The 24,793-nt window shown below is 68.0% G+C and carries 34 protein-coding genes and 1 pseudogene; 16 read left to right on the forward strand and 19 right to left on the reverse strand.

Annotated elements, in window-relative coordinates:
• Positions 1-226 precede the first annotated feature (226 nt).
• From ACO2Q1_RS10915 to ACO2Q1_RS10925, 3 genes are read right to left on the reverse strand one after another with little or no spacing between them, the layout of a single operon-like run.
• Positions 227-775: a hypothetical protein gene (locus ACO2Q1_RS10915; RefSeq protein ID WP_185224672.1), complete on the reverse strand. Its 549-nt coding sequence runs from the start codon at positions 773-775 to the stop codon at positions 227-229.
• A complete protein-coding gene (locus tag ACO2Q1_RS10920; protein ID WP_185224673.1) occupies positions 765-1,370 on the reverse strand; it encodes a matrixin family metalloprotease in 606 nt (201 codons plus the stop codon). The genes ACO2Q1_RS10915 and ACO2Q1_RS10920 overlap by 11 nt, the downstream gene beginning before the upstream one ends.
• Positions 1,371-1,383: 13 nt before the next feature.
• The gene (locus tag ACO2Q1_RS10925; RefSeq protein WP_404413584.1) at positions 1,384-2,079 is read right to left on the reverse strand and encodes a hypothetical protein; all 696 of its coding nucleotides are present in this window, start codon (positions 2,077-2,079) and stop codon (positions 1,384-1,386) included.
• 199 nt (positions 2,080-2,278) lie between these two features.
• Between ACO2Q1_RS10925 and ACO2Q1_RS10930 the strand changes: the two genes are divergently transcribed.
• Together ACO2Q1_RS10930 and ACO2Q1_RS10935 are read left to right on the forward strand one after the other, a co-directional pair.
• Positions 2,279-2,692, forward strand: coding sequence for a four-helix bundle copper-binding protein (locus tag ACO2Q1_RS10930; RefSeq protein ID WP_191558093.1), 414 nt, complete (start codon positions 2,279-2,281; stop codon positions 2,690-2,692).
• 322 nt (positions 2,693-3,014) lie between these two features.
• Complete coding sequence (locus tag ACO2Q1_RS10935) at positions 3,015-3,587, forward strand: manganese efflux pump MntP family protein (protein WP_185224676.1); 573 nt, start codon at positions 3,015-3,017, stop codon at positions 3,585-3,587.
• A gap of 44 nt (positions 3,588-3,631) precedes the next feature.
• On the opposite strand, the gene ACO2Q1_RS10940 is transcribed toward ACO2Q1_RS10935, so the two are convergent.
• Complete coding sequence (locus ACO2Q1_RS10940) at positions 3,632-4,039, reverse strand: MerR family transcriptional regulator (RefSeq protein ID WP_185224677.1); 408 nt, start codon at positions 4,037-4,039, stop codon at positions 3,632-3,634.
• A 62-nt stretch (positions 4,040-4,101) separates the two neighbouring features.
• On the opposite strand from ACO2Q1_RS10940, the gene ACO2Q1_RS10945 reads away from it, so the two are divergent.
• The 4 genes from ACO2Q1_RS10945 (at position 4,102) to ACO2Q1_RS10960 (ending at position 6,057) form a co-directional block, all read left to right on the forward strand.
• Entirely contained in the window at positions 4,102-4,488 is a 387-nt protein-coding gene (locus ACO2Q1_RS10945) for an MFS transporter permease (RefSeq protein ID WP_185224678.1), read from the forward strand.
• Positions 4,485-4,703 carry a GDCCVxC domain-containing (seleno)protein gene (locus ACO2Q1_RS10950; protein ID WP_276568684.1) on the forward strand — a complete coding sequence of 73 codons (219 nt, stop codon included), beginning with the start codon at positions 4,485-4,487 and terminating at the stop codon, positions 4,701-4,703. Before ACO2Q1_RS10945 ends, ACO2Q1_RS10950 begins: the two co-directional genes overlap by 4 nt.
• A 33-nt stretch (positions 4,704-4,736) precedes the next feature.
• Positions 4,737-5,096: a bleomycin resistance protein gene (locus ACO2Q1_RS10955; protein WP_185224679.1), complete on the forward strand. Its 360-nt coding sequence runs from the start codon at positions 4,737-4,739 to the stop codon at positions 5,094-5,096.
• Between the two features lie 85 nt (positions 5,097-5,181).
• The gene (locus ACO2Q1_RS10960; RefSeq protein WP_224762134.1) at positions 5,182-6,057 is read left to right on the forward strand and encodes a HEPN domain-containing protein; all 876 of its coding nucleotides are present in this window, start codon (positions 5,182-5,184) and stop codon (positions 6,055-6,057) included.
• 79 nt (positions 6,058-6,136) lie between these two features.
• On the opposite strand, the gene ACO2Q1_RS10965 is transcribed toward ACO2Q1_RS10960, so the two are convergent.
• Positions 6,137-6,373, reverse strand: coding sequence for a hypothetical protein (locus ACO2Q1_RS10965; protein ID WP_185224681.1), 237 nt, complete (start codon positions 6,371-6,373; stop codon positions 6,137-6,139).
• 436 nt (positions 6,374-6,809) lie between these two features.
• Between ACO2Q1_RS10965 and ACO2Q1_RS10970 the strand changes: the two genes are divergently transcribed.
• The 6 genes and pseudogenes from ACO2Q1_RS10970 to ACO2Q1_RS10995 all read left to right on the forward strand — a co-directional run bounded on the left by ACO2Q1_RS10970 (position 6,810) and on the right by ACO2Q1_RS10995 (position 10,931).
• The gene (locus ACO2Q1_RS10970; RefSeq protein ID WP_185224682.1) at positions 6,810-7,106 is read left to right on the forward strand and encodes a DUF736 domain-containing protein; all 297 of its coding nucleotides are present in this window, start codon (positions 6,810-6,812) and stop codon (positions 7,104-7,106) included.
• A gap of 70 nt (positions 7,107-7,176) precedes the next feature.
• On the forward strand, positions 7,177-8,064 hold the full coding sequence (locus ACO2Q1_RS10975; protein WP_185224683.1) for an ArdC family protein: 888 nt from the start codon (positions 7,177-7,179) through the stop codon (positions 8,062-8,064).
• Between the two features lie 51 nt (positions 8,065-8,115).
• Positions 8,116-8,313: pseudogene (locus ACO2Q1_RS10980) on the forward strand (DUF4238 domain-containing protein); the annotation flags it as partial.
• Positions 8,253-9,227, forward strand: a complete 975-nt coding sequence (locus tag ACO2Q1_RS10985) for a DUF4238 domain-containing protein (RefSeq protein ID WP_423329522.1) — start codon at positions 8,253-8,255, stop codon at positions 9,225-9,227. The pseudogene ACO2Q1_RS10980 and the gene ACO2Q1_RS10985, both read left to right, overlap by 61 nt.
• A gap of 157 nt (positions 9,228-9,384) precedes the next feature.
• A complete protein-coding gene (gene mobC / locus ACO2Q1_RS10990) occupies positions 9,385-9,906 on the forward strand; it encodes a plasmid mobilization relaxosome protein MobC (protein ID WP_185224685.1) in 522 nt (173 codons plus the stop codon).
• Between the two features lie 5 nt (positions 9,907-9,911).
• On the forward strand, positions 9,912-10,931 hold the full coding sequence (locus ACO2Q1_RS10995) for a relaxase/mobilization nuclease domain-containing protein (protein ID WP_185224686.1): 1,020 nt from the start codon (positions 9,912-9,914) through the stop codon (positions 10,929-10,931).
• 15 nt (positions 10,932-10,946) lie between these two features.
• Here ACO2Q1_RS10995 and ACO2Q1_RS11000 read toward each other — a convergent pair whose 3' ends face one another.
• Positions 10,947-11,378, reverse strand: coding sequence for an LPD7 domain-containing protein (locus ACO2Q1_RS11000; RefSeq protein ID WP_423329523.1), 432 nt, complete (start codon positions 11,376-11,378; stop codon positions 10,947-10,949).
• A 225-nt stretch (positions 11,379-11,603) separates the two neighbouring features.
• On the opposite strand from ACO2Q1_RS11000, the gene ACO2Q1_RS11005 reads away from it, so the two are divergent.
• Positions 11,604-11,960, forward strand: a complete 357-nt coding sequence (locus tag ACO2Q1_RS11005) for a DUF7662 domain-containing protein (protein ID WP_423329524.1) — start codon at positions 11,604-11,606, stop codon at positions 11,958-11,960.
• Between the two features lie 60 nt (positions 11,961-12,020).
• Here the strand turns inward: ACO2Q1_RS11005 and ACO2Q1_RS11010 are convergent, their stop codons facing one another.
• The 8 genes from ACO2Q1_RS11010 to ACO2Q1_RS11045 form a co-directional block, all read right to left on the reverse strand.
• Positions 12,021-12,248, reverse strand: coding sequence for an ammonium transporter family protein (locus ACO2Q1_RS11010; RefSeq protein WP_185224709.1), 228 nt, complete (start codon positions 12,246-12,248; stop codon positions 12,021-12,023).
• A 10-nt stretch (positions 12,249-12,258) separates the two neighbouring features.
• A complete protein-coding gene (locus tag ACO2Q1_RS11015) occupies positions 12,259-12,642 on the reverse strand; it encodes a copper resistance CopC family protein (RefSeq protein WP_423329525.1) in 384 nt (127 codons plus the stop codon).
• A gap of 14 nt (positions 12,643-12,656) precedes the next feature.
• Positions 12,657-12,983, reverse strand: coding sequence for a hypothetical protein (locus ACO2Q1_RS11020; RefSeq protein WP_185224711.1), 327 nt, complete (start codon positions 12,981-12,983; stop codon positions 12,657-12,659).
• Between the two features lie 11 nt (positions 12,984-12,994).
• Positions 12,995-14,176 (reverse strand): copper resistance protein B, encoded by a 1,182-nt coding sequence (locus ACO2Q1_RS11025; RefSeq protein WP_185224712.1) that lies wholly within the window; start codon positions 14,174-14,176, stop codon positions 12,995-12,997.
• Positions 14,176-15,984: a copper resistance system multicopper oxidase gene (locus tag ACO2Q1_RS11030; protein ID WP_293824830.1), complete on the reverse strand. Its 1,809-nt coding sequence runs from the start codon at positions 15,982-15,984 to the stop codon at positions 14,176-14,178. The genes ACO2Q1_RS11025 and ACO2Q1_RS11030 overlap by 1 nt, the downstream gene beginning before the upstream one ends.
• Before the next feature lie 140 nt (positions 15,985-16,124).
• On the reverse strand, positions 16,125-16,673 hold the full coding sequence (locus tag ACO2Q1_RS11035) for an RNA polymerase sigma factor (protein WP_292077791.1): 549 nt from the start codon (positions 16,671-16,673) through the stop codon (positions 16,125-16,127).
• Positions 16,674-16,682: 9 nt separating this feature from the next.
• A complete protein-coding gene (locus ACO2Q1_RS11040; protein ID WP_185224715.1) occupies positions 16,683-17,123 on the reverse strand; it encodes a Spy/CpxP family protein refolding chaperone in 441 nt (146 codons plus the stop codon).
• Positions 17,120-17,398, reverse strand: a complete 279-nt coding sequence (locus ACO2Q1_RS11045) for a hypothetical protein (RefSeq protein ID WP_045811507.1) — start codon at positions 17,396-17,398, stop codon at positions 17,120-17,122. Before ACO2Q1_RS11045 ends, ACO2Q1_RS11040 begins: the two co-directional genes overlap by 4 nt.
• A 127-nt stretch (positions 17,399-17,525) precedes the next feature.
• On the opposite strand from ACO2Q1_RS11045, the gene ACO2Q1_RS11050 reads away from it, so the two are divergent.
• From ACO2Q1_RS11050 to ACO2Q1_RS11060, 3 genes are read left to right on the forward strand one after another with little or no spacing between them, the layout of a single operon-like run.
• A complete protein-coding gene (locus ACO2Q1_RS11050) occupies positions 17,526-18,680 on the forward strand; it encodes an acyltransferase family protein (protein WP_423329526.1) in 1,155 nt (384 codons plus the stop codon).
• On the forward strand, positions 18,677-19,153 hold the full coding sequence (locus ACO2Q1_RS11055) for a DUF411 domain-containing protein (protein ID WP_423329527.1): 477 nt from the start codon (positions 18,677-18,679) through the stop codon (positions 19,151-19,153). The genes ACO2Q1_RS11050 and ACO2Q1_RS11055 overlap by 4 nt, the downstream gene beginning before the upstream one ends.
• Before the next feature lie 49 nt (positions 19,154-19,202).
• Complete coding sequence (locus ACO2Q1_RS11060) at positions 19,203-19,694, forward strand: YybH family protein (protein WP_185224717.1); 492 nt, start codon at positions 19,203-19,205, stop codon at positions 19,692-19,694.
• A 293-nt stretch (positions 19,695-19,987) separates the two neighbouring features.
• On the opposite strand, the gene ACO2Q1_RS11065 is transcribed toward ACO2Q1_RS11060, so the two are convergent.
• The 5 genes from ACO2Q1_RS11065 to ACO2Q1_RS11085 all read right to left on the reverse strand — a co-directional run bounded on the left by ACO2Q1_RS11065 (position 19,988) and on the right by ACO2Q1_RS11085 (position 24,778).
• On the reverse strand, positions 19,988-20,320 hold the full coding sequence (locus ACO2Q1_RS11065; RefSeq protein ID WP_191558025.1) for a hypothetical protein: 333 nt from the start codon (positions 20,318-20,320) through the stop codon (positions 19,988-19,990).
• 62 nt (positions 20,321-20,382) lie between these two features.
• Entirely contained in the window at positions 20,383-21,297 is a 915-nt protein-coding gene (gene copD, locus ACO2Q1_RS11070) for a copper homeostasis membrane protein CopD (RefSeq protein ID WP_185224720.1), read from the reverse strand.
• 4 nt (positions 21,298-21,301) lie between these two features.
• A complete protein-coding gene (gene copC, locus ACO2Q1_RS11075; RefSeq protein ID WP_165117293.1) occupies positions 21,302-21,664 on the reverse strand; it encodes a copper homeostasis periplasmic binding protein CopC in 363 nt (120 codons plus the stop codon).
• Between the two features lie 117 nt (positions 21,665-21,781).
• Entirely contained in the window at positions 21,782-22,261 is a 480-nt protein-coding gene (locus ACO2Q1_RS11080) for a DUF305 domain-containing protein (protein WP_135196095.1), read from the reverse strand.
• A 162-nt stretch (positions 22,262-22,423) separates the two neighbouring features.
• The gene (locus ACO2Q1_RS11085) at positions 22,424-24,778 is read right to left on the reverse strand and encodes a heavy metal translocating P-type ATPase (RefSeq protein WP_185224721.1); all 2,355 of its coding nucleotides are present in this window, start codon (positions 24,776-24,778) and stop codon (positions 22,424-22,426) included.
• Positions 24,779-24,793 lie beyond the last annotated feature (15 nt).

The following is a 24,793-nucleotide window of genomic DNA, read 5'->3' on the forward strand; positions in this document are numbered from 1 at the left end:
GTGATGCAATAGTCTTCAACCTGGCGGCGCTGACTGGCATAGAAAGGTCGCTGTCCGCTTGCTGGCCTGCGAGGCCAGAATCAGCGCGCCGCGCGGGCGGCCCCAAGGCAGCTGAAGGTCTTCTGTGCGGCCCGGTCCCAAGTTCCGCTTCTGGCGCACTGCTGCCGTGGGGCCGGTAGAGCACTCGTCGGCGGCCCGGCACCCTGGCGCCACAAAGCCGTTCGAGTCAGTCGGCCCGCCGAAGCGGCGGCAGATCGATCGATCGATAAATTTGTTCGACCGTCGCGCAGCTGGCTTCGTCCCGGCAATGGCCGGTCGCGCCTAGCTCCATGCCATTAGCGGCGGCGGGCGCGGACTGCAGGGTCGGTACATCCGGCAGTCTCACCCTGAGACGAAGCGTTCGCCCGCCGGCAAATGCGTCTTGCGCATCGTGCCGAACCAAGTCGGCGTTCCGGCCGTCAACCAGAACGGTCTCTTTCGACCAGCCCGTCCGGCCCAAGGCACCTTCCGGGAAGCCGACCTGAGGCCGGTATTCGAAGGTGATTTCGGAGGACCCGTCGCCGACGGCGATGAAGCTCGGGTCGACCACGCCGGGCGGCTTCGGTATTTCCCGGAAACCAGGGGGGAGGGCGATCTCACAGCAACGGTCGAAGGTTATGGTGCGCCATTCCGGCGGGGTGATCGAGCCGCCTTCCGGTTCCTGTTCGCAGCCGCTGAGCAGAACCAGGGCGGTCGACGCCAGGGCAGGGACGACGACCGACCATCTAGCGCGCACCGTACTGCCTCCGAAGCTCGAGCGTCTCGGCCGAACAGGGGCGCGTCCTTGGATCCCCCGCATAGGTGCCGTAGCTCATGACGCAGCTATAGTCGCCATGGTGACCGAAGCCGAGCGCATGACCGAGTTCGTGAAGCGCCACGTATTCGTAGCTGTAGCGCGTCGATGAAACCCCGCCGGAGTGCGGGCACTGCAGATCCCCGTCTGCCGTATAGTAGCTGCCGTTCCAGAACAGCATCTGGTCGTTGATCCCGATCCAGGCCGAATTCATGGTCGTTCCTGTGCTGGGGTAGCGCGTGGTCTGGCCCGGCACGGACGGTGACAGCCGCTGGGGGGCGAAGGTTACGCGGCCAGTATAGGCCTGATAGTCGGTCTGGTAATTTTGCGAAGACCATCCGTAGTTCCACAGCGACCCTTGGCCATTCCAGGTGGAGATCGCCCTCTGGGTGGCCGGATCGCAGGCGGGCGGAAGGTCGACGTGAATAAAGACCTGGGCCGACGGAGAGGCCCATTTCCGCTCCATGGGCGGCGTCTGGGCGAGCGCCGGTGCGGTCGCCAGGGTCAGGCACGAGGCGAGGGTGACGAGCGTCTTCATTCGGAACTCCGGGTTAAAGACCTGCGGCGGTTCGGGCCGCGGCCAGCGAGCCGACGGGCGGCTGACCGATCACGGTCGGCAGCAACTGCTCGCCCCTCACGACGAAACCCGGCAGCAGCTGGGCATAGGCGCCTGTTCGCGGTGAACGCCCCGCTTCCGCGACGAGTTGTTCGTAATAGTCTCGCGAGAGCAGCAGCAGGAACCGGTCGCCGGCTTCCGGGCGCAGATCGGTGCTCACATCCATGTCCGCGCCGGAAACCTGGCGTACAACGAAGTCGGCGCCCGCTGGCAGGTCTCCCTTCAGGCTTTCGACGACGCGGAAACCGATAGAAGATCCGAACCCGTCGCCGCCGTCGGCTTGACGCGCCTGCACCGCCTCGGCGACGACGACAACGGGAGCCAGGGTCGCCTGCTGGGCGAAAGTCGCTTCCCCCCGAATGGCGGCGGACGCCGCTTCGAAGAGATCGACCCCGCGAGCGCGCAGCCGCCGCACGTCGCTGGGATTGGCCCCGGCGGCGACTAGGAGGTGAATGCTTTCCGTTGTCAGGGTGCTCTCCAGCCGCTCTCGCGTAGCTCCTTGGCGTCCCAGCCCAGGCGGACTTATGCGTGACGAGGCGAGCAGCGCGCGAAACTGCCCGTCCCTGCCGGAAAGTCCGCGTCTGGCGAAGGCGTTCTCCCGACCGCGCTGCCGTTCGGCTGTCCGCGCCAAGAAAGCCTCGACCGGGTTGGCTACGGCAGCCGGTCTCCCGACGCCCGGCGGCTGGGCGTCGCTCGCCCCCGAGGGCGCGGTCTGGCTGCCGGCTGGAGGGCTGTAGGCGACGGACGCAAACGCGAAGCCTCCCAGGCTCCACCGTTCGGAACATCAGTTCAACGCCCGGGTTTGATTCCGATCAGCCAAGGAGCCCCTGATGCAAATCCAACCGATGATCAGCACCCATCCGGACGTGCGCGGCAGCGTCAATGACAGCCTTGTTCGCGCGATCGAGGCGGCCTACGGCTGCGCCGCCGTGTGCCGCATCTGCGCCGACGCCTGCCTCGCCGAGGAGATGGTGAGGGATCTGACCCAGTGCATCCGCCTCGATCTCGACTGCGCGGATGTCTGCTTGGCCACGGCAGGCCTCGCCGCGCGGCGCGCCGGCAGCAACGAGGCCTTGATCAAACGCATGCTCGAAACCTGCGCCGAGATTTGCACCGATTGCGCTGTCGAATGCGAGAAGCACGCGGAGATGCATGAGCATTGCCGCATCTGCGCCGATGAATGCCGCCGCTGCGAAGGCGCCTGCCGGGCGGCCGAGGCCTCGATCACGCCTTCGCGCCACTGAGGCGAACGTCGTCGCCAAGGCTTGGCCCGACACGTGCTGGACGATGTCCGTCGCCCAAGCACCCTCGCCCGGGCCGGTGATCTCAACAAGCGCACGATCATGATGCGTCGTCTTGTCGATGGACCTCTGTACGCAACGCCGGCTAGAAGGCCGCTTCCTGTTGGGGAGTAGCTTCCGGCGATTCATCGTCGGGGCCGGGTCAACACACTCGCGCTTGGCGCGTGGTCCGGCCAGCGGAACCGCCGCCTAGCGAGACCAGCGCGTCCCACCGCCGCACCGGCCGGGAAGGGAGGCGCTGTTCGTTGCCCGGTGGATGCCCGTCATGACTCCCGTCGCCATCGCCGTCCTGTCCCTCAGCATGTCCACTGACGCGTTCGCGGCAGCGGTCGGCCGTGGCGCTTCGCATCGACCGACCCTGCCAGGCGCGGTCAAGGCGGGACTGGTGTTCGGCGTCATCGAGGCCATCACGCCCTTGATCGGCTGGGCGCTTGGCATGGTCGCCGCTGGCCTCGTCGAAAGGATCGACCACTGGATCGCGTTCGGCTTGCTGGCCGCTGTCGGCGGCAAGATGATCTGGGAAGCGACCCGTCCGCGGTCGGAGGAAGCGGGCGAGGCGCCCCGCCGGTCCGGACCGTGGGGGCTGATCGCCACGGCTGTCGGGACCAGTATCGACGCTGCCGCCGTCGGCGTCGGCCTTGCCTTCATTGGAGCCAATATCTGGGTCATCGCCGCTTCTATCGGCGTCACGACCTTTTTGCTGACCACTGTCGGCATGCTGATCGGTCGGGCGGTCGGCCAGCGCTTCGGCAAAATGGCCGAACTGATCGGCGGCCTTGCCCTCGTCGCGCTCGGCCTGACTATCCTGCTTGAGCACCTGGGCTTTATCGGCGCTTGATCTGGCGTGAGCCTGTCCGCTCCCCGGGGCGCTCCGGCCCGCATCTATGCGATCGAGCCCAGTTCTTCGATCACCGGACACCGGACTCGGCCGCCCTCACTGCAGTCTGCGACGGCCTGCTTAAGCACCAATCGCAGCCGTTCGAGGTCCGCGATCTTGGCGTCCACGCTGGCGAGGTGGTCCTGGGCCATGTCGCGAACTTGGCAACACGCCTGCACGCCGGGCTCGCTGAGCGCGATCAGCCGCCGAATGGCGTCGATGCCGAAGCCCAGCTCGCGTGACCGACGGATGAAGCGCAGGCGTTGGGCGTGTTCCGGCTCGTAGCTCCTGTGGCCGCCGTCGGTCCGGGCCGGGGCTGGCATCAGGCCGATCCGCTCGTAATAGCGCACCGTTTCCAAGTTCACTCCCGCGCTGGCCGCGAGACGCCCGATCGTCAAACTTCGTGTGGACATGGCTCTTGATCCCGTAGTGGCTACGGGTTGTAGCCTCTAGCAGAAATCGAACGGGAGGCTCCATGGCCATCGATCAACACCGACCGAGAGATCCTGAGGTCGCCGTCAGCGCCTCGGCGGCCATCGGCGCCGCCGCCTCGGTGTTCGCCTGGGCCGCCTGCTGCGTGCTGCCCCTCGCTCTGTCGGTGGCGGGCGTATCCTTCGCCGGGGCCGCCGTCATCGCTGGCGCGAGAAACTGGCTGACGCTCCTGGCCGCCGTCATCCTCGCCGCCGGCTGGTTGCTCCATTGGCGCCGTCTGCGCATGTGCAAGAAGGACGGCGCATGCCGGCGCCCTTCGCGCCTGGCGTTCTGGCTGCTGGTGACCGCCAGCGTGCTGATCGTCCTGTCCCTGGCGTGGCAGCCCTACATCGAGCCCTGGGCCACGCCCCGACTGGCGGCGATGCGATGACGGCCGCCTTCGTTCTGGAGTCGACGCTGACCTGCCCGCATTGCGGTCATGTCGCGACGGAGACCATGCCCACCGACGCTTGCATCTGGTTTTACGATTGCCTCGGGTGCGGCTTGAAGCTGAAGCCGTTGCCGGGCGACTGCTGCGTATTCTGCTCCTATGCCGACGTGCCGTGTCCTCCGATCCAAGTGGATGGGAAGGGCTGTTGCGGCTAGGCTTCGGTGGCATCGCCGCATTCGGAGCTCGCCGTGACCGACCACGCAACGCCCAACCTGCCGTCGCGGGACTTCGAAACCACCTCCCGGTTCTACGCCAAGATCGGCTTCGAGGAGGGCTGGCGCGACGAAGGCTGGATGATCTTCAAACGGGGCGAACTCACGCTCGAGTTCTTCCCGCATCCGGACCTGGATCCGCTCACCAGCAACTTCAGCTGCTGCCTGAGGCTCGACGATCTGGACGCATTTTACGCAGCCTGCCTTGTCACCGGCCTGCCGGAAACCTGTTGGGGTCAACCCCGCTTGCACCCGCCAAAGGTCGAGGATTCAGGGCTGCGGATCGGCGCGCTGATCGACCCGGACGGGACCTTGGTCCGCCTGATCCAGAACTGAGGCTTCGCGCCTTGCTCCGATGCACTCCTTGGGCGAGACTCGCCCGATGAAGACTTCGATCGATCATCTGCCGCCGCGCAAGCAGGTGGAGCTGCGCCGGGTAGTCGAGGTGATCCGCGAGTCGTTCGCCGAGGCCGTCTCGACCCGCCGGGCCGAGCGGCTGAAGAACGGCAATATTCTCAAGATCATCCTCTATGGCTCTTATGCGCGCGGCGACTGGGTCCACGATCCGGTCGGACGCTATTTTTCGGACTTCGATCTGCTGATCGTCGTCGATCATGAAGACCTGACCGACGGCGAGTTCTGGCACGACGCCGAGAACAAGCTGATGCCGGGCGAGACACTGATCCGCACGCCGGTCAGCCTGATCGTGCACAGTCTTGGCGACGTGAACGAGCAGCTGGATCGCGGGCGCTACTTCTGGGCCGACATCGTGCGCGAGGGAATCGTTCTGTTCGACACGTCTGGCGCCAAGCTCCACAAGCCGGCGGACTTGAAGGCGAAGGTCGCCTTGGCCGAGGCGGAACAGCACCTAGAAAAGTGGATGGCCAGCGCCACTGGGGCGCAAAAGGGAGCCCGATTTTTCATCGAGAACGATCAGCCGAACTGGGCAGCGTTCTTACTCCACCAAGCCTCCGAGCATCTCTATCACTGCGTCCTGCTCGTGGTGACGCTCTACAGCGGCAAGGCGCACAACCTCGCGTTCCTACGCAAGAAGTGCGAAGCCATCGACGTCCGGCTGGCCGAGGCTTGGCCACGCGAGACCAAGTTCGAGCGCCGTTCCTTCGAGCTGCTGCGCGAGGCCTATGTGAAGGCTCGCTACTCCAAACACTACAAGATCAGCGCCGAGGAACTGGCCTGGCTGACGGAGCGGGTCGAGATTCTGCGGGCCGTCGCGACGACCGTGTGTCAGGAGCGCCTCGACCAGTTGCGCGAGGCGGCGCGCGATGACGACGCCTAGGACCGCCGATCTCACGCCGTAACCGCGACCGATGCACCAGCGAGCGCGGCTTTGGATCGGCGGTCGCCGATACGGGCGTTCAGTGCAGCACTTCGCCGCCGACCGGATCGACCTGACGCAGCTGGCCGGCGGCGTCCTGGACGAAGACCTCGACCCGCGCGCCCCTGTCGATCAGGGTCGTCGCCTTGACGAGCGCGGACTCGATGGCGTCAACGCTGAAGTCGAAATGCCCCGAGGTTCGGCCGTCGCGAAGAACCCGCCAGTCGCCATCGCCGCGGATCACAGCGAACTGGATGGTGTCGGGGTGCATCGCCAAGCGATCGCCTCCTTACGCGTCCGCCGGTCATGCGTGCGGTCGTAGCCAATCTACAGGCCTTCTCTGGGCAGGTTCAAGAAGGCCCTGATCGAGCCGATGTGCAGGGCCAGAAGGTCGGACCGGAGCGGGTCATGCGCGGGGAGGGCTCCGAGGCGGGGTGAGGGTCTCTCGCCGGCGGGCCAGCCCGCGCGGCCTCTCGAAGGGCTTGATCTGACCGAAAGCCGTCCGTCTTCCGCAACCGGCGCGGGGCGAGTTTCTTCCCCGGCCTGGCGGCCTCCTCGCGCAAGTCAAGAAACACGCCCCGCCCGGTCCTTCGCATGCGCTGCGGGGTCTCTCACGCCTGCGGCGCTGCGACCTGCGGGCCGTCCGTCTCCCGGTCCGTCGATCGCCATCGAGGCCGCGGCAGGCGTGGCCCGACAGCAAAGGAGAGACTTCCATGGCCACCATCGGTTCCTTCACCCAGCAAGCAGACGGAAGCTACAGCGGTTCGATCAAGACCCTGACCCTCAACGTCAAGGCGGCCCAGCTCCGGGCCAACGAGAAGACCGACGACAAGGCTCCAGACTTCCGCATCTTCTCCGGCCAGACCGAGTTCGGCGCCGCCTGGAAGAAGACCAGCCAGCAGAACCGCGACTACCTGTCGGTCAAGCTCGACGATCCCAGCTTCCCCGCTCCGATCTACGCCTCCCTGGTCGAGATCGAAGGCGGACACAGCCTGATCTGGTCCCGCTGAGCGAGCCGCGGCGGCGCTGACGACAGCGCCGCCGCCCCTTCTTCACATCCCATTTTTCGAGGAGGCCGCCATGTCGCGCCCGGACGAACCCTCACGTTCCGATCTCCACACCCGCATCACCCGCCAGATCGTCGCCCAGCTCGAAGCCGGCGTCCGGCCCTGGACCCAGCCCTGGGCCGCATCCGAAAGCGTCAGCCGGCCGCTCAGGCACGACGGCACGCCCTACCAGGGCATCAACGTCGTCCTGCTGTGGGGCGAGGCCGCGGCCCGAGGCTTCCAGTCCGCCACCTGGATGACCTTCCGTCAGGCGCTGGCGCTGAACGCCTGTGTCCGCAAGGGCGAGCGGGGTTCCACCGTCGTCTACGCCGATCAACTGGTCCGCACCGACGCCGATGACGCCGGCGAGGAGGCGACCCGGCGAATTCCCTTCCTGAAGGCCTACACCGTCTTCAACGTCGAGCAGATCGAGGGCCTGCCCGCGTCGTACGCTCCGGCGCCGACGCCGGTCCTGAACTCGGGTCAACGCCTCGCTCGGGCCGAGGCGTTTTTCGCCGCGACGGGGGCGGAGGTCCGTCATGGCGGCGGATGCGCCTTCTATGCGCCGGAGCCGGACTTCGTGCAGATGCCGGCGTTCGAGAGCTTCCGCGATCCGGAAGCCTATTACGCCACGCTAAGCCACGAGCTGACGCACTGGACCCGGCATCCCAGCCGGCTCGACCGCGACTTCGGACGCCGTCGGCACGGAGACGCCGGCTACGCCCGGGAAGAGCTGGTGGCCGAACTCGGCGCCGCGTTCCTCTGCGCCGACCTCGGACTGGCCCTGCAGCCTCGCGAGGATCACGCCGCCTATCTCGCCTCGTGGCTCCAGGTGCTGCGCGACGACACCCGGTTCATCTTCTCGGCCGCCGCCCACGCCCAACGCGCCGTGGCGTGGCTCCATGCGCTCCAGTCGGGATGATGTCTGGTCTCCGGCGTCAGCTTCAGCCAGCCTTCGCTCAGGAGGGTGGCGATGGCCGACAACAAGAACCAGCATTTTGTCCCGAAGGCCCATCTGAAGCCGTTCTCGGTCGACGGCGAAGGCAAGGCCATTCACCTGTTCAATCTGGACGCCGGCCGGGCCATCCCGAACGCGGCCGTCCGCAAGCAGTGCTCCCACGACTATCTCTACGGTCGGGACGCACAGCTCGAGAGAGCCATCCAGACGATCGAGGGGCGTACGGGTCAGCGATCCAGCGGCTGGTCATCCAGGGCGCGGACCCGACCGGGCTCGATCGCCTCGTGCTTCGCCGGTTTGTGCTTCTCCAGCATCTGCGGACCGAGGCCGCGTCCGTCAGCGCCAGCCAGATCGCCGCCGCCCTGGCGCAGCTGCCGGGGGTCTTGCCGGACGGGGCGGCGTTCGACCCGAAGGCGGCGATGCTCGAGGCGGTTCAGGCGGCGATGCTGTTCTATGCGCGCTCGATGAAAATCGTGGACGATCTGCAGATGACGCTCGTCCGGAACCGGACCGCCACGCCGTTCGTGACCTCCGACGATCCGGCGGTTCTCACCAATCGATGGCACCTGCAGAACCCCCGGGCGCGCGGGCTGGCGTTCGGGGTTCGCAGCGGCGGCGCGGTGATGCTGCTGCCGCTGTCTCCGGAGCTGCTCGTCGTCTTCCACGATCCGGGCGTCTACGCCGTTCCGCATCAGGACGGCGTGATCGAGTTGCGACGCGAGGACGACGTGCTGGCGCTCAACGACCATCAGATCCTGAACTGCGCGGCGAACCTGTATTTCCGGAGATGGGAAGACCGCACCGTGGTCGCGGGCGCGGTGAGGGAGGCGGCCGACCGTCGCCAGACCCCGCGACACCGGACGACCTATGCGGTCCGGGACGAGGTCGTCGGCGAGCACGTTCGCTACGAAGTGCGCCCCCTGGCCGACATCGTTCCGCAGGCCGATCGGGATGTGCTCGTGCACACCGAAACGCTCCGCGCCCGGCCCGCCCGATGGCCGAGGTTTCTGCAGTATCGGCGGGACGGCCGTCTGTACTCCAACGGAACGCGCACCGGGTTCGTGCGCGAAGGATGCCTCGCAGCGGGCTTCGTCGAGGGTGCCGGCTACCGACGCGTCAGGGTCTGAACCCTCCGGCTGGGGCGTCCGGCAGGACGGCGGGCGAGCGGCCGTCTTCGGTCGCCGAGGGGAGGGCGGCTACACCTGAGGCCTACGGGGCGAGGGGGGTGACGGTCTAGGGCAGGATAGGCTTTGCGCCGGCAATGTCTGACAAAGCCCCCGACCGATGGACCGCCTCACCCTTCGTCTTCCACCTGATCTGGCGCGCCGCTTCGACGCCGCGGCGGCCGGTCGCGGCGGGCGCTCGCGGTTCCTGCGCAGCCTGATGGAGGCGGCCGCCCAGGCGCCCGTGCCCGAAGCTCCGGACCGTCCGCCGGGCGGCGGGGCCGGCAAGCTGACCCTGCGCCTCGGGGCGGACGACCTGGCCCTGGTCGAGGCCGTGGCCGCCGGCGTGGGCCTGTCCCGGACCCAATGGTGCGTCGCCCTGATCCGCCGACGTCTCCATGGGTCGCCGCAGTTCAGTCCGCCGGACGCGATCGTCCTCATCGAGGTTCAGCGCGAGCTCCGGCGCATCGGCGTCAACGTCAACCAGATCGCCCGGGCCCTGAACACGGCGGTGATGGAGGGCCAGGTGCTCGACCTGGAGACCGCGCAGCTGGCCGCCTTCACCGAGGAGATTCGCCGCCATCTTCTCGGGCTGCGCGACGCCTTCGAGGGCAATCTCGCCTATTGGGCGTCCGAGCCTTGAGCCCGATGCGGACCCCGTCCGGCTTCGAGGAGGCGCTGCGCCCCCCGGTGGACCTACGGCGGGCGCGGCTGACCCCCGCGGTGCTCGGCAAGCTCTCGTCCAGGGCGCCGGACGCGGCGCGCAGTCAACTCATGCGCGTGGTCCGGGGCGCGCCGGAGGTCATGGTCAAGATCACCGGGCGCACGCGCGACGGCGGCCATCTCGTGCGCCATCTCGACTACATCTCCCGCGACGGCGCCCTGGCTCTGGAGGGGCCGGACGGCGAGCGGCTGGTCGGCCGTGAGGCGGTGAGGACGCTGGCCGGGGACTGGGCGGCGGAGCTGGCCGTGGAGCCGCATCGCCGGAAGGATTCGCCGGCGTCCCTGTCCGTGGTCCTGAGCATGCCGGCCGGGACCGAGCCCTATCGGCTGCACGATGCGGCGCGGGCCTTCGCCGCCGCGACCTTCGGCGACCGGTTCGCCTATGTGTTCGCGCTCCACGACGAGGGACGGCATCCGCACGTGCATCTCACCGTGCGGATGCTGGGTCGGGACGGGGAGAGGCTGAACCCCCGCAAGGCGGACCTGCAGGCCTGGCGCGAAGGGTTCGCCAGGACTCTGCGCGAGCGAGGCGTCGAGGCGGAGGCCACGCCACGCAGGGCGCGAGGCGTGGTGCGCAAGGCCGACCCGATCGCCATCCGGAAACTGCGGGAACGCGCGATGGCGGGTGGGACCGACATGCCCCGCGTCCTCGCCTCGGCCTGGCGCGAGGCGGTCGAGGGCGGGACGGGATCGGAGCCCTGGCGGCGGCCGATCCGCGCCCGCCAGCTGGCGGTCCGTAGGGCCTTCGTGGCCGAGGCCGTCGCCCTGCAGAAGTCTGGGGACGCCGCTGACCAGCGGTTCGGAGAGGCGATCGAACGGTTCGTCCGCGCATTGCCCGAGGTCGAGACCCGCCGCGACCTGCTGCGACGACGGATTGAAGCGGCCAGGGAGACGCCATCCCGCCAGCGGGATGACGGGCGGGCGCCGGGCGGACGCGCTCGATAGGGGCTCGCGCCCCGGTCAGCGGTCGCGGCCGCCCCTGGAGGGCCGGTCTTGCGCGTCGCGCGAGCGCTCCAGATAGGGCGCGGCGCGGGTCCAGGCGCGGGCGATCAGCCGCGCCTGCATCTCGGGATCGACCACCACGGCGCGGACGACCTGGGCGGCCATGGCCAGGCGCGCCTCCACCGTGCGGGAGGCGGGCTTGCGCTCCAGCGATCGGTCGCGGTCCGCCGCGGGCGGGCCTTGGTCGCGACCGGCTGGCGCGGCCGCCGCGCGGTCCCGTTCGGTGGGTCGATGACCTTTCACCTCGAGGCCGAGCGCCTGGGCCTGGACCCAGACCTCGCGCCGGAATGCGTCATCGCCGGCGACGCGGAGGCTCGACCATCCCCGGTGTTCGGCCACCTTGAGCATGTCGGCCACGGTGTCGGGGTACATCGAGAAAGCCTGCGCCAAGCTTCGTGTCCGGACGCGCATCGAAGCTGTCGCGGCTGCGGTCCGCGCCGGCATCATCGATCCTGACGAAGACGGGTCAAGGCGCGAAGGGTGAGGGGGCGGGCCCGGAACTTCTGTGAGGAAGCCCGGCGTTTCGCCGCCGATCGCCGCCGACGCTCACGCGTCCCCTGGCTCTCGATCGGCGCCTATCGTTCCCGGAACCCGCCATCAATGACCCTACACCGCTTGCGGCTGGTCGCGCGAGTCGGGTTGACCGGAGGCCATCAGAGAAAGGAAAACACGCCGATGCCCAAATACGCCCCGCTCGCAGCCTTCCTCCGACGCCAGAAGCGCGCCGAGGTGGACCTGACCTTCCGGGACATCGAACGGATCGTGGGCGGCATCCTGCCGAAGGCCGCGGCCGTGGAAGGATGGTGGAGCGCGGATCCGGCCGGGCCGGTCATGCCCCAGCACATCGCCTTTGCCGAAGCCGGCTTCGTCGCCGAACCCAGGATTCGGGCCGAGACGGTGCGCTTCGTTCGTGTGGAAACGGCGAGCTCACCGCTGGCGTCAGCCGCTCTGGCGCACGGTGTGACGCTCTGACATCCGATCACTTCCGGCGGCTCCCCTGGAGGCGGCCGCCGGAAGCGCCGATGCGGAGGATCAGTTGTGGTCGGCGTGGCCCTGGGGCGCGGGCGCGTCCGACGGAGCCGGCGCGGGCGGCGCCGGTTCGGCCGGGGCGGCCGGCTCAGTCTTCATGTCGTCGCAGCAGGTCATGGCGGCGTCCGCAGCCATGTCCTTGCAGCAGGCGCAGCCTTCTGCGGCCAGGGCCGCGCCGGCGCTCAGCGTCAGGATCGCGCCGGCCGCGGCCAGCAGGTTGGAAACCTTCATCGTCGTTCTCCTAGTGGACCATGAAGCGGATGGAGCCGGACATCTTGTGACCGTCCGGACCTTCGGCGGTCCAGGCGGCAGTGTAGGTCCCCGGCGAGAGACGCGGCAAGGCCACGCTGACAGCCGCGGCGGCCGGTGTGGCGGGCGCGGTCACGACGATCGGTTCCTGACCTTCTGCGCTGAGGGTGACGGTCTTGAGGACCATCGGGTGCGGGAAGGTCGCGCTGAACCGTTCGGGTGAACCGGATGTCATGGCGCCATCGGCGGGGGTGGTGACGATGCCCGAGGCGGCCGGGGTCGGGTGCTGCATCCCGGCATGGCCGGCGTGCGGGTCCTGGGCGGCGGCGGCTCCGGCGAAAGCCAGGGCGGCGGTGAAGGCCAGGGTGCGGATCATGGGGTGGTCTCCTCTCATTGTTTCGGGGGCGCGGGCATGGCGGACATGTCGTGCCCGGAATGGTCGGTCATCGGCTCCGGGGCCGGCGCGGTCGACGGCGGCGGCGCCGGAGCCGGAGATTCGGCGGCTTTCGCCGCGGGTCTCGCGGGAGCCGCCCGCGAGGGAGCCGCAGCGGCCGGCGCGGGCGAGGCCGCAGGCTCCGCCGGTCCGGTTACGGCTCGCGGCGTCGGGACGGGCGCAGGGGCCGTCACTTCGACTCCGACCGGGTCGGCCGGCTTTTGCGCCGGCTCGCAGGCGACCAGACCGAACGCGGCGATCAGGGGCAGCATAGTGTTCTTCATGGATGCGGTCCTCAGAACCAGGCCTTGAGGCCGATGACGAAGCGGGTGTCGTCAGCCTCGCCGCCTCGGGCCTCGATGTAGTCGGCGGTGTCTCCGAACGCGCGGCTCCACTCGACGCCGACATAGGGGGCGAACTCCTTGCGGAATTCATAGCGCAGCCGCAGGCCCGCCTCGACTGAGGACAGGCCCGAGCCGATCTCCAGCTCCGGAATGTCGCTCGCCGAGACGTCGATTTCGAGGCGCGGCTGGAGGATCAGGCGCTGGGTGATGCGCTGATCGTATTCGGCCTCGACGCGGGCGGTCAGGTCGCCCTCGGTCGACAGGAAGGCGGCGGCGTCGATCTCCCACCAGTGGGGCGCCAAGCCCTGCAGGCCGAGAACCAGATGCGTGGTGTCCTCGCCGTCGGGACGAAAGTCCTGACGCACGCCGGCCTGAACGTCCCAGAAGGGCGTCACCGCGCGGCTGTAGAGCGCCTGGACCTCAGCCTCCTCGAGCTCGCCGCCGAAGTCGCCTTCGCCCTCGGACTTCCACCAGAAGCGGTTGATGTCGCCGCCCGTCCAGCCCTGGACGTCCCAGAGATATGATTCGCCGTCGTCGCCGAAACCGGCTTCGAGACGGTCGACGATGACGGCGGTGGTGCGGACGTCGCCGTTCTCGCGGACCAGGGTCCGGCGAGAGGCGGCCATGGCCTCGGTGCCAAAGACGAGATCGGCCGCGTGAGCCGGGCCGCCCAGGGCGGCGGCGGGGAGCGGGTCTTCGGGCGGCCGGCCGGGATTGTCGGCGCTGGTGGGGACGTCCGGCGGCCCCATGCTCATGGCCGACATGTCATGCCCGGCGTGGGGATCGGCCTGGGCGGGGGCCATGGCGGACATGTCGTGGCCCGCATGGGGATCAGGCTGCGCCGGGGCCGGGGCCGCCATGTCGTGCCCCGCATGGGGATCGACGGGCGCGGGCTGAGCCGGCATCCGGTGGCCAGCGTGAGGATCGGGTGCGGGCGGGGTCGGCGCCGCCGGCATGACATGACCCGCGTGGGGGTCCTGCGCCGCCGGCCGGGCGGGCGCCTGCGGCGTCGGGGCCGGAGCGGGGCGGGCCGGCGCCGGCATCGTATGGCCGGCGTGCGGGTCCTGGGCCTGGGCGCTGAAGGCGCTGGCGGCGAGGACCAGGGGGGCGAGGGCGACGGCGAGGCGGATCATCAGTTGGCTCCGTCCATGGGCCGCACCGTCACGACGTTGAACATGCCGGCGTGCATGTGCATCAGCATATGGCAGTGGAACGCCCAGTCGCCGGGCGCGTCGGCGGTCAGGTCGAAGGTCACCTTGCCGCCGGGCGCGACGTTGACCGTATGCTTGAGCGGCTGATGTCCGGCCGGCCCGCCCGTCACCAGTTCAAAGAAGTGGCCGTGCAGGTGGATGGGATGGGCCATCATGGTGTCGTTGACCAGCGTCACCCGCACCCGCTCGTTGCGTTCGAAGCGGATCGGCTCGACCAGTTCGCTGAACTTGCGGCCGTCGAACCCCCACATGAACCGCTCCATGTTGCCGGTAAGGTGGATTTCCATCGTTCGCGACGGCGGGCGCTGGTCCTTGTTGGGCTGGAGCGACACCAGGTCGGTGTAGACAAGGACGCGGTGATCGACGTCTGTGAGACCGATCGGACGCTCGCCGAGGCGGTTGGCCGGGGCCATGGCGATCGCATCGACGCCGACGCCGACCGCCATGTCCGGCGGGGCGTTCTCGGGGTCACGCATGTTCATGCCGGCCATGGACATCCCGGCCATTTCGCCCGCCGGCGCCGCGCCCTGGGCCGGGGCTCCGTGGTCCATGCCGGCCATCACGCCGTGATCCATCCCGGACATGCCGCCCATTGAGCCGTGATCCATTCCGCCCATGCCCATGTCGCGCATGGTCAGATTGGGAACCTCGCGCAGCGGCGGAACCTCGGCGGTCATGCCCAGGCGGGGAGCCAGGGTCGCCCGTCCCATGCCGGAGCGGTCGATGGCTTCGGAGACGATGGTGTAGGCTCGGTCATCGGTCGGCCGGACGATGACGTCATAGGTCTCGGCCACCGAAATCTGGAACTCATCGGTCTCGACCGGGCGGACGTTCTCGCCGTCGGCCTGGACCACGGTCATCGGCAGGCCGGGAATGCGGATGTTGAAGATCGACATGGCCGAAGCGTTGATGATGCGCAGCCGCACCCGCTCGCCGGGCCGGAACAGGCCGGTCCAATTCTCCTGCGGACCGTGGCCGTTGATGAGATAGGTGTAGGTCGAGCCGTTGACGTCGAGGATGTCGCGAGGGTCCATCCGCATCTGGCCCCACATCCGCCGCTCCTCCAGGCTCATGCGGTCGCTGCCATCCAGGAGGCCCGCCAAGGTGGTGCGCTGCTGGTTGAAGTAGCCGGGGCTCTTCTTCAGTTTGTCGAGGATTTCGTGCGGATGCATGAAACTCCAGTCCGACAGGACCAGCACATGCTCGCGGTCGTAGGCGATGGGATCGGCGCCCGCCGGATCGATGACGATCGGACCGTAGTGCCCCATCGCCTCCTGAAGACCAGAGTGGCTGTGATACCAGAAGGTGCCCGACTGCTTGATCGGGAACTCATAGACGAAGGTCTCGCGGGCCTTGATGCCGGGAAAGCTGATGCCCGGCACGCCGTCCATCTGGAACGGCAGGAGCAAGCCGTGCCAGTGGATCGAGGTGTCCTCGTCCAGACCGTTGGTGACCGCTAGCCGGACATTCTGGCCCTCCCGCAGGCGCAGCAGCGGCGCCGGCAGAACGCCGTTGATGGTCACCGCATGGCCCGTGCGCCCCCCCACCGTGAAGGGCGAGTGGCCGACGGTCAGGTCGACGTTCGGTCCGGTCAGCGTCGGCAGGTCCGACCGCAGCCCCGCCGAACCCGTCTGCGCCCAGGCCGGAAGCAAGCCTTGCAGTCCCAGCAATCCACCGCCGATGGCGGCGCCCCGGAGAAGCGTTCGGCGATCAAGGCGAGCGGTCGACATCAGAGAAGTTTTCCTTGGTCGGCAAGTGAGCCGTTCGTTCAGATACGCATCTGAGCGGCGCATCCCTTGCGTCAGGTCGCCACAGTCTTCGAGATAACGCTCTTGCGCGCGCGCTCGGCACCGCGACGCCGAACCGGCGCTCAAGCCAAGGCGTCGACCAGCTTTTTTCGCGCGCGGGCGATCCGCGTTTCCACGGCCTTCGGCGTGATGCCCAATATGGATGCGACCTCCGCATGAGAGCGCCCTTCAAGCGTGGCCAACAGGAGTGGGGCCTTCAGGGCGTCGGGAAGCTCAGACAGCGCGTGTTGCAGGTCCTGGGCCCTGCGCTGATCGTCCAGCCTAGCTTCAGGCATGGGTGCGTCTTCCCCCACCGCCGTCGCCTCGGGAGCATCGAGCCCCATCACGCCGCGCACGACACGGCGAACGGAGCGCCGCCGGCTCCAGTCCCGACACTTGTTCAAGGCGATGGAACGCAGCCAGACATCGAAAGGCCGCGCCGGATCATATCGCCGCATGGCGAGCCACGCTGAGGCATAGGCTTCCTGAAGCACGTCATGCGCTTCAGCCTCGTCGCCGACGTAGCGGCGAATGAACCGGTAGAGGTCGGCCTTGGTGGCGGTCATCAAGGCAGTGAAAGCGGCCCGGTCTCCACCCGCCGCTCGGACCTCGATGCTGGCTTCAACCCCCACGCGCCGCGCTTAGCCGGCTTCGTAGCGTACGGCGTCGACGACGGCCGCGTCGAACACCTCGGCCTGTGCCGGGGTCAGAACGGATCGCATCTCGAACACATGGGTAATCGTCGCCTTTTGCAGATCGCCCATGGCGGTATGGAAGTGATCGACAGCCGCCTGGACCTGCGGCGTGTCCCCGTCGCTTGCGGCGATGGCGGCCGCGAGTTCGCGATTGGCGGCACGAACCTCCGCCTCCAGTGCCGGGCGACGCGCGGCGAAGCGGGCTTCAATGACGTCTAGACGGCGGTCCTGCTCCGCGCTGAGGTCGAGTTTTTCATGGACGACGCTGTGCAGGCTCGGCGGCTGGCGCTCGCGCATGATCCAGGTCGCGCTCGCCCAGGTCGCTGCCCCGCTGGCGAGCGCCGCCAAGATCGCCGTGGCGACGATCGACTTCCACGTCGCCCTCATCCCCAAACATCCAGGCTGGCCATAGGTGACAGGCCGGCTGACACCGTGAAGATACGCAGCTCTGAAGGCTCTGGCCGTGGGGTCATGAGCATCAGACCGCCGTTCGCACCGCCGACGACAAGGGCGATCGCCACGGCGGCGATCCGCACCTGACCCATTCGGGCGCGATCCCGGCGCTCGCCAATCCGGGACCAGACGGCGTCCTCCACGCCCGCAAGCCGTGAAGCGTCGCCGGGCGCAGCCGCTCCGATCAGTCTTTCGATGTCGTCAGTCATTGCGCACCTGCCTCACGCCCCCCCTCCATACGCGCCGGTTTGAGCTTCCCCTCATGAGGGGAAAGGTCCGGCCCCGCGTAGATACCAGAGAACGACCGGAATAGCCGTGTCGTCCAGGGGGATCGATGTGAGCGACAGGTCAGGCCCCGCCCGGGCTCCCTTCCCGGACGTGCTCGATCCCCTCACCAGCGTGAGGTTTTTCCTCGCGCTCGGCGTCGTGCTCTTCCATTTCCAGCTTTACTGGACCTTGCCTGCGGAGAGCGCGGGCCTGCTGAACCGCGCCCGGCTCGGCGTGGATGTCTTCTTCATCCTGTCGGGCTTCATCCTCGCGCACGTCTATCTGCAAGGGAACGGCGCGCCCGACTACAAGCGGTTTCTGGCAGCTCGGTTCGCCCGAATCTATCCGGCTCACCTGTTCATCCTCCTGGCCATGCTCGGGCTTGTATTGATCGCCCCGATGGTCGGCGTCGGTCTGGAGCCAGGCCGATTCAATCCCGCCGATTTCGCGGGCACTCTGCTGCTCGTTCAGGCCTGGTTTCCGCGCGAAACCATGGCGCTCTGGAACGGACCAGCCTGGTCGCTGTCTGCCGAATGGTTCGCCTATCTGTTCTTCCCGGCCTACGCTGCTGTCGCCCTCCGCCTGCGGTCGAGGCCGTGGGCTCTGATCGCACTCTCCGCGCTGCTGTTCGTCGCGCTTGACGCCTTTTACCGGACGCAGTTCGGGCGGGTCCTGCCACGGGCGGAGGACAGCCTGGGCATCCTGCGCATCATTCCCGAATTCCTCTACGGCATTGGCCTCTACTATCTCGGTCAGCGCTGGACGCCTTCGCCGCGAATGTCCCTCATGGGCGCCCTGGTCGCCACGACCCTGCTGCTGACGCTCATGCAGATCGGCGCCGACGACCGGGTCATCGTGGCGGCGGCCGGTCTCTTCATCCTGTCGCTCGCCCTGTTGGCCAAGGCTCCGGTCCGGACCTTCCTGTCTCACCCCGTCCTTCTGTTCGCCGGCGAAGCGTCGTTCGCCCTCTATCTCGTCCACATCCCCATCCTGATGGTGTGGCGCAATGCGGCGCAGGCGTTCTCCGGCTGGGGTGCGGACTATCGAATGGGCCTGGTCGAACTGGCCGCCATGCTTGTGTTGACGCTCGCCGCCGCGGCCGCCATCCATGTCTTCGTCGAGCAGCCTGGCCGACGGTGGTTGCGGGCGCGGCTGGCGCCGCAGCGCGCCGACCCTGTCGAGGCGCAGCGATCCGTCCACAGCGATCAGGGAGAACCCTTTTGAATCCCGCCAATCTGAACCGTCGTCTACTCATGGGCGCGGCCGTCTTCATCGGCATGGGCGGGTCCGCCTGGGCCCAGACCCGTCCGTCCAGAAACCTCACGGTCTTCAAGACGCCCACCTGCGCCTGCTGCGACGCCTGGATCGCGCACATGCGCCAGGCGGGCTTCACCACCACCATCACCGTCCTTCCAAGCCTTCAATCGGTCCGGAGCAGCCGGGGCATGCCGGACGCGCTCGCCTCCTGTCATACCGGTCTGATCGATGGCTATCTGGTCGAGGGTCATGTGCCGGCCCCGGACGTCATTCGACTGCTGACCGAGCGACCGGCGGCGGTGGGCGTCGCGGTCCCGGGCATGCCGCTCGGTTCGCCCGGCATGGAGACGCCGCAGGGGCGCAAGGAGCCCTACGACACTCTGCTGGTGCTTCGCTCGGGCGCGACCCGCGTGTTCGCCCGCCACAACCCGCCGGCCTGACGCAGATCGCGCTCAGCCCGTTCAGATCACCCACAATCCGGAGTTCGCCATGTCCCGCACCTCTCTCGCCCTCGTCCTGTCGCTCGCCGTGCTTTCGGCGACACCCGCCTTCGCCCAGGACCACGCCCACGTGCATGCCCAAGCCGCCGGCTCGGTCGCCGCGGAAGCTGCGGACGCGGCGGCGGCCGTCGACGCCTTTCACGTCGCCCTGAAGGCCGGCGACACGGCCGTCGCCCTGGCCCTGATGGCGCCGGATGTGATGATCTTCGAGGAGGGTGGCGCGGAGCGATCGCGCGACGAGTATGCGTCCCATCACCTGGGCTCGGACGCCGCCTTCGCCGCCGCCTCTGAAGCGACGGTGACGCGCAGATCGGGATGGGCCGACGGGGACATCGCCTGGATCACCAGCGAAGGCCGCACCACGGGCCAATTCAACGGCCGCGCCGTAGACCGCCTGACGACCGAAACCATGGTCCTCAAACGCCATGCCGACGGCTGGCGCATCCACCACATTCACTGGTCGTCGCGCGCGCCCGGCTGACGCTCAGGCCCGCGCCAGCGGGTCGCCGGCCCTGCGACGTCGGTGAGGAACATCGAGAAGACGCCCGCCCTCGCGGGCGGGCGTCCCCGATCATACGATCAGCAGCAGGTGCAGGCTTCCGCGCAGGCTGCGATAGCGTCGCAGCAAGCGCATACGGCCTGCGCCACGGCGTGCGGCGCGGCCGCGAAGGCGGCTGAACCGGAAGCCAGCAGCACCAGGGCTGCGAGGGTGAGCGTGCGTTTCATGGTTTTGATCTCTGTTTGATTGAATGAGTTCGGTCTTCTTCAACAGGATCAGCGTCGCGGGGGCGGGTCGTCCGCCTCCGCGGTGAAATCGGCATGCCGCGCATCAAGGGATGGATAGAGGACAGACGCATAGACCCGTGCGGGGGTGGGTTCACCGCCCTGAGGGACCAGGCCCTGGCAGATGGCCAGACACGCCTTATGGCACGAGATCCTGACGGTCTTCGGCTCGCAAGGGACGCCGTCGCCGCTCATCGACATGGACGCCATATCCTGATCGACCGGAGCTTCGCAGGCGATCGAAGCGGTGGACACGAACAGCACGGCAAACGCCGCTAGCAGCGCGGTCGTCAGTCGGACGAGGTCATGACGCAGGAACGGCATCGTCTGATCATACTTCAATGGCCGGCGGAGCGACGACCTCATTCAGATCATCGCGATCGCGGCTACAGAGACGCCGGGGGCGGTAGGGTTCCCATGACCGCCACGACGCCGATCAGGGCGAGTCCCAGACCCGTTTCGACCAACAGGCTGCGCCGGAGCGCGCTCATGGCGGCGAGGGAGGGTTGGCCCGTCTCCAGCGCAGAGCCCAGTGTCGGCGTCAGCCGGAACCGGTTGCTCGCCGCCAGCGCCAGCATCAAACCGAAGAGGACGAGCTTGGCGACCAGAAGCTGGCCGTAGAGGTTGCCCGCGATCGACGCCACGCGCTCGGGACCGATCAGGAACCAGCTGTTCACGAGACCGGTCAGCACCAGCAACAGGACCGCCAGCGTTCCCAGACCGGCGAAGCCATGCAGGGCGCGATGGATTGCACGATCGTCCGGACCGGCTCGGCGCAAAAGCAGGGCCGTCAACGCCGCCAGGGCGCCCAGCCACAAGGCCGCTGCCACCGCGTGAATGATGTTGGCGACGAGATGTATGGGCCCGCCAGGGCCCTCGGTGGCCGCGCCATGACCCGTCCACGCGAAGCTGGCGGCCACGATCAGACCCAAGGCGGCCGTCACGCTCCAGAGCGCGCGACCGGGTTTCAGGGCGACCAAGGCGACAAGCCCAAGCAAGGCGGCGGCGGCCCGCACGACCATCGCCATGCCCAGGGCCGTGCCGGTGACCATGAAGGACAGGGACGCGGGTTTGACGGCTTCGCTCAGCGACCCCGCCATGACGGCCGTCTGGGCCACCAGGGCGGCGAGCGAGCCGAGCGCGACGATGATCGCCGCGAGGCGCAATGTCGGTCGCGACCATTCCAGGTTCGGCGCGTCGGGGTCTTTGAAGCTGTAGAGAAGGAACAGCGGCGCGCCGAGAAGGACGACGCCGCCGGCGTATTGAAGCCAGCGAAGCGCGATGACCGCGACTTCCAGCACGGCGTCAGCGCACCGTGAAGGTGTAGGATCCCGTCATGCGGTGGCCGTCGCTCGACGCGATACGCCAGTCGACACGGTAGGCGCCGGCGGCCAGCGGGCGAGCCAGCGCGCCCGTGAGGGTCCTGCCGTCCTCGGCGACCGAGGTGCGGATCGCGATCTTCTCCCCCGCCGCATTGACGACGTCGAAGCCGGAAAAGGCGGGAACGCTGCGTTCGCTGAAGGTCAGGGTCAGCGTCCGGGTCGCGGCCACGGTGGAGTCGGGCGCCGGGGTGGCGCTGACCAGGCGAGCGTGGGCCGCCGCCGGTCCGGCGGCGAAGGCCACGACCGCCGCGACGGCGATGAAGGGCGCGGGGTTGAAGTAACGCATACTCAGTCTCCAGACGTTTGGCCGGTCCCGGCCTTCTGCTTCTCTACGCGCCACACGACCGCGTCCCTCATGAAGAGGAAGCGGGCGGCGGCTGAGGCCTTCCCCCGCACGCCGGGGTCAGCGGCGACGCTTCTCGAGGAGCGCCTGCATCTGGGCGATCTCCTCCTGTTGACCACGCACGATGCCGTCGCACAGGGCGATGATCTCCGGATCGGTCAGGGAGGCTTGCTCGCACATCAACACAGCCCCGGAATGGTGCGGGATCATCGATCGCAGGAATTCGTCGTCGCCAACGAACGCCTGGGTGCGCATGCCGACGAAGCTGCCGACGAAGATCACGACGGCGACCGCTCCAATGACCAGGTTCGTTTTGCGCGACGGGTACATGGACCGCATGAAGACGAGCATGAGGACCGCCATCGGCGCGACCATCATCAGGGTCATGTAGACGTTGTTCAGGTTGAGATAGAAGTGACCGAGCGTGGCGATCATCGTGTACATGACCAGGTACATGATGACGAAATCGAGCGCCAACTCGAGGTACAGGCTCCGATAAGGGCCGAGTCCACGAGCGTTGCCTTGCCCGCCGTGGTCCATCTGTTGATGAGACATCGTCCGTATCCTCTTCAGAAATTTCAGTTCGTCTTCGCCTGCCGCTGCGAATGCCTGGAGACTGCGGTCAGCGTCTAAATCAATCCGGCCCGTCACAGCCGGTTCCTCCCTTGGGTGGGTGGGCGGACTGGTGATTGCCTATCCTGGCTAAAGCCTCACCGCGCGCAGTCTCAGCGCATTGCCGATGACGCTGACCGAGGAGAGCGCCATTGCGAGCGCCGCAAGGGCAGGCGAGAGAAGCCAGCCGAAGACGGGATAAAGCAGGCCAGCCGCCACGGGGATGCCAAGGGCGTTGTAGCCGAAGGCGAAAACGAGGTTTTGGCGGATGTTGCCCATCACCGCGCGGGACAGACGCCGTGCGCGCACGATGCCTTGCAGATCTCCGCCCAGAAGGGTGACGCCGGCGCTTTCGATGGCGACGTCCGAACCCGCCCCCATAGCGACGCCGACATCGGCGGCGGCGAGGGCAGGGGCATCGTTGACGCCATCTCCCGCCATGGCGACGATCCGACCCTGCGAACGAAGCTGTTGTACTACAGACGCCTTGTCCTGCGGCAGAACCTCCGCCTGGACTTCGTCGATGCCGAGGCGACGCGCGACCGCTTCGGCCGTCGTCCGGTTGTCCCCGGTCATCATCACCAGCCGCAGACCGGCCGCTTTCAGCGCGAGGATCGCAGCCGGCGTGGTGGCCTTGATGGGATCGGCGATGCCGATGACCCCGGCCGCCTTTCCGTCGATAGCCACGAATATGGCGGTGGCGCCGTCGTGGCGAAGGGCCTCCGCCTTCGGCTCCAGCGCGGAGACGTCGATTGAAAGCTCGCCGAGAAAACGGGTGTTGCCCAGGGCGACCTGGCGGCCCTCAATCGTCCCGCGGACGCCGCGACCGACCGGGCTGTCGAAGTCCACGGCCTCGGTAAGGGGGATGTCCCGATCCTTGGCTGCCCGGACAATCGCGTCGGCCAACGGATGTTCGCTGCCCCGCTCGAGGCTGGCCGACAGACGCAGGATGTCCGCTTCCACGAAGCCCTGGGCTGGCAGGATCGCCGTCACCGACGGACGGCCCTCCGTCAGGGTGCCGGTCTTGTCCAGAACGAGGGTGTCGACTTTCTCGAAGCGTTCGAGCGCCTCGGCGTTCTTGATCAGGACGCCGGCGTGGGCGCCACGTCCCACCCCGACCATGATCGAGATCGGCGTGGCCAAACCCAACGCACAGGGACAGGCGATGATGAGCACCGAAACGGCGGCGACCAGGGCGTAGGACAAACGGGGCTCGGGACCGACCAGGCCCCAGACGACGGCGGCGAGCAGGGCGATCGCGATCACTGTGGGAACGAACCATCCGGAGACCGTATCGGCCAGCCGCTGGATCGGGGCGCGACTGCGCTGGGCCTGGGCCACCATCTGGACGATCTGCGCCAGCAGGGTGTCGGCGCCCACCTTGTCGGCGCGCATGATGAAGGATCCGGTCTTGTTGAGCGCGCCGGCCACGACGCGGTCGCCGACGTCCTTGGTCACCGGCATGGACTCGCCGGTCACCATGGATTCATCGACAGCGACCCGCCCCTCCAGGAGTTCGCCATCGACCGGGATCTTCTCTCCGGGCCGGACCCGCAGGCGGTCGCCGACGGCGATCTGGTCAAGCGAGACATCTTCATCGACGCCGTCCGCCCGGATTCGGCGGGCGGTCTTGGGCGTGAGGTCCAGCAGGGCGCGGATCGCGCCCGAGGTCTGTTCGCGGGCGCGCAGCTCCAGAATCTGGCCGACGAGGACCAGCACGGTGATAACCGCCGCCGCCTCGAAATACACCGGCGCGCTGCCGTCGGCCTTCAGGAAGGCGGGCGGGAACAGGGTTGGCGCGACGACGGCCACGACGCTGTAAAGCCATGCCACGCCGACCCCCATGGCGATCAGGGTGAACATATTCAGCCGACGGGTGCGCAGCGATGTCCAGCCGCGCTCGAAGAAGGGCCAGCCGCACCAGAGAACCACGGGGGTCGCCAAAGCGAACTGGATCCAGTTCGACATCTGGCCCGGGATGAACATGTGGAGATTGGCCAGATGTCCGCCCATTTCCAGGGCGAAGACCGGCAGGGTCAGGACCAGACCGACCCAAAAGCGTCTGGTGAAGTCGATCAGCTCGTGGTTGGGCGGGGCTTCCGCCGTGACCGTCTCCGGCTCAAGCGCCATGCCGCAGATCGGGCAGGAGCCTGGGCCTTCCTGCCGGATCTCGGGGTGCATCGGGCAGGTGTAGATGGCGCCGGGAACGGCCGGCTCGGCCTCCACGCGAGGGTTCAGGTAACGCATCGGATCGCCGATGAATTTGGTCCGGCACCCCGCCGAGCAGAAGAAATAGTCCTGACCGCCATGACTGGCTCGGTGAGCGGTAGTCGTCGGATCGACCGACATGCCGCAGACGGGATCCTTGACCGTAGCCGCGCCATCCGAGGCCTTCGCCCCGCAGCAGGCGTGACCCGAGGCATGATTGTGAGGATGCGTGGACATGTCGCTCTCTCCGGC

Origin of the sequence: Brevundimonas sp. VNH65 (assembly GCF_049445955.1) — a bacterium.
Taxonomy (GTDB): domain Bacteria; phylum Pseudomonadota; class Alphaproteobacteria; order Caulobacterales; family Caulobacteraceae; genus Brevundimonas.

Bases quoted from the DNA above. Each gene is read 5' to 3' on its own strand.
- ACO2Q1_RS11020 (WP_185224711.1), bottom strand. From the start codon at position 12,983: ATGAAGAACACTATGCTGCCCCTGATCGCCGCGTTCGGTCTGGTCGCC.
- ACO2Q1_RS10935 (WP_185224676.1), top strand. From the start codon at position 3,015: ATGACTCCCGTCGCCATCGCCGTCCTGTCCCTCAGCATGTCCACTGAC.
- ACO2Q1_RS10975 (WP_185224683.1), top strand. From the start codon at position 7,177: ATGTCGCGCCCGGACGAACCCTCACGTTCCGATCTCCACACCCGCATC.
- mobC (WP_185224685.1), top strand. From the start codon at position 9,385: ATGGACCGCCTCACCCTTCGTCTTCCACCTGATCTGGCGCGCCGCTTC.
- ACO2Q1_RS11025 (WP_185224712.1), bottom strand. From the start codon at position 14,176: ATGATCCGCCTCGCCGTCGCCCTCGCCCCCCTGGTCCTCGCCGCCAGC.
- ACO2Q1_RS11060 (WP_185224717.1), top strand. From the start codon at position 19,203: ATGTCCCGCACCTCTCTCGCCCTCGTCCTGTCGCTCGCCGTGCTTTCG.
- ACO2Q1_RS10930 (WP_191558093.1), top strand. From the start codon at position 2,279: ATGCAAATCCAACCGATGATCAGCACCCATCCGGACGTGCGCGGCAGC.
- ACO2Q1_RS11085 (WP_185224721.1), bottom strand. From the start codon at position 24,778: ATGTCCACGCATCCTCACAATCATGCCTCGGGTCACGCCTGCTGCGGG.
- ACO2Q1_RS10920 (WP_185224673.1), bottom strand. From the start codon at position 1,370: ATGAAGACGCTCGTCACCCTCGCCTCGTGCCTGACCCTGGCGACCGCA.
- ACO2Q1_RS11030 (WP_293824830.1), bottom strand. From the start codon at position 15,984: ATGTCGACCGCTCGCCTTGATCGCCGAACGCTTCTCCGGGGCGCCGCC.
- ACO2Q1_RS10940 (WP_185224677.1), bottom strand. From the start codon at position 4,039: ATGTCCACACGAAGTTTGACGATCGGGCGTCTCGCGGCCAGCGCGGGA.
- ACO2Q1_RS11040 (WP_185224715.1), bottom strand. From the start codon at position 17,123: ATGAGGGCGACGTGGAAGTCGATCGTCGCCACGGCGATCTTGGCGGCG.
- ACO2Q1_RS11015 (WP_423329525.1), bottom strand. From the start codon at position 12,642: ATGATCCGCACCCTGGCCTTCACCGCCGCCCTGGCTTTCGCCGGAGCC.
- copC (WP_165117293.1), bottom strand. From the start codon at position 21,664: ATGCGTTACTTCAACCCCGCGCCCTTCATCGCCGTCGCGGCGGTCGTG.
- ACO2Q1_RS10945 (WP_185224678.1), top strand. From the start codon at position 4,102: ATGGCCATCGATCAACACCGACCGAGAGATCCTGAGGTCGCCGTCAGC.
- ACO2Q1_RS11065 (WP_191558025.1), bottom strand. From the start codon at position 20,320: ATGCCGTTCCTGCGTCATGACCTCGTCCGACTGACGACCGCGCTGCTA.
- ACO2Q1_RS10970 (WP_185224682.1), top strand. From the start codon at position 6,810: ATGGCCACCATCGGTTCCTTCACCCAGCAAGCAGACGGAAGCTACAGC.
- ACO2Q1_RS11010 (WP_185224709.1), bottom strand. From the start codon at position 12,248: ATGAAGGTTTCCAACCTGCTGGCCGCGGCCGGCGCGATCCTGACGCTG.
- ACO2Q1_RS11080 (WP_135196095.1), bottom strand. From the start codon at position 22,261: ATGGACCACGGCGGGCAAGGCAACGCTCGTGGACTCGGCCCTTATCGG.
- ACO2Q1_RS10995 (WP_185224686.1), top strand. From the start codon at position 9,912: ATGCGGACCCCGTCCGGCTTCGAGGAGGCGCTGCGCCCCCCGGTGGAC.
- ACO2Q1_RS10950 (WP_276568684.1), top strand. From the start codon at position 4,485: ATGACGGCCGCCTTCGTTCTGGAGTCGACGCTGACCTGCCCGCATTGC.
- ACO2Q1_RS11045 (WP_045811507.1), bottom strand. From the start codon at position 17,398: ATGACTGACGACATCGAAAGACTGATCGGAGCGGCTGCGCCCGGCGAC.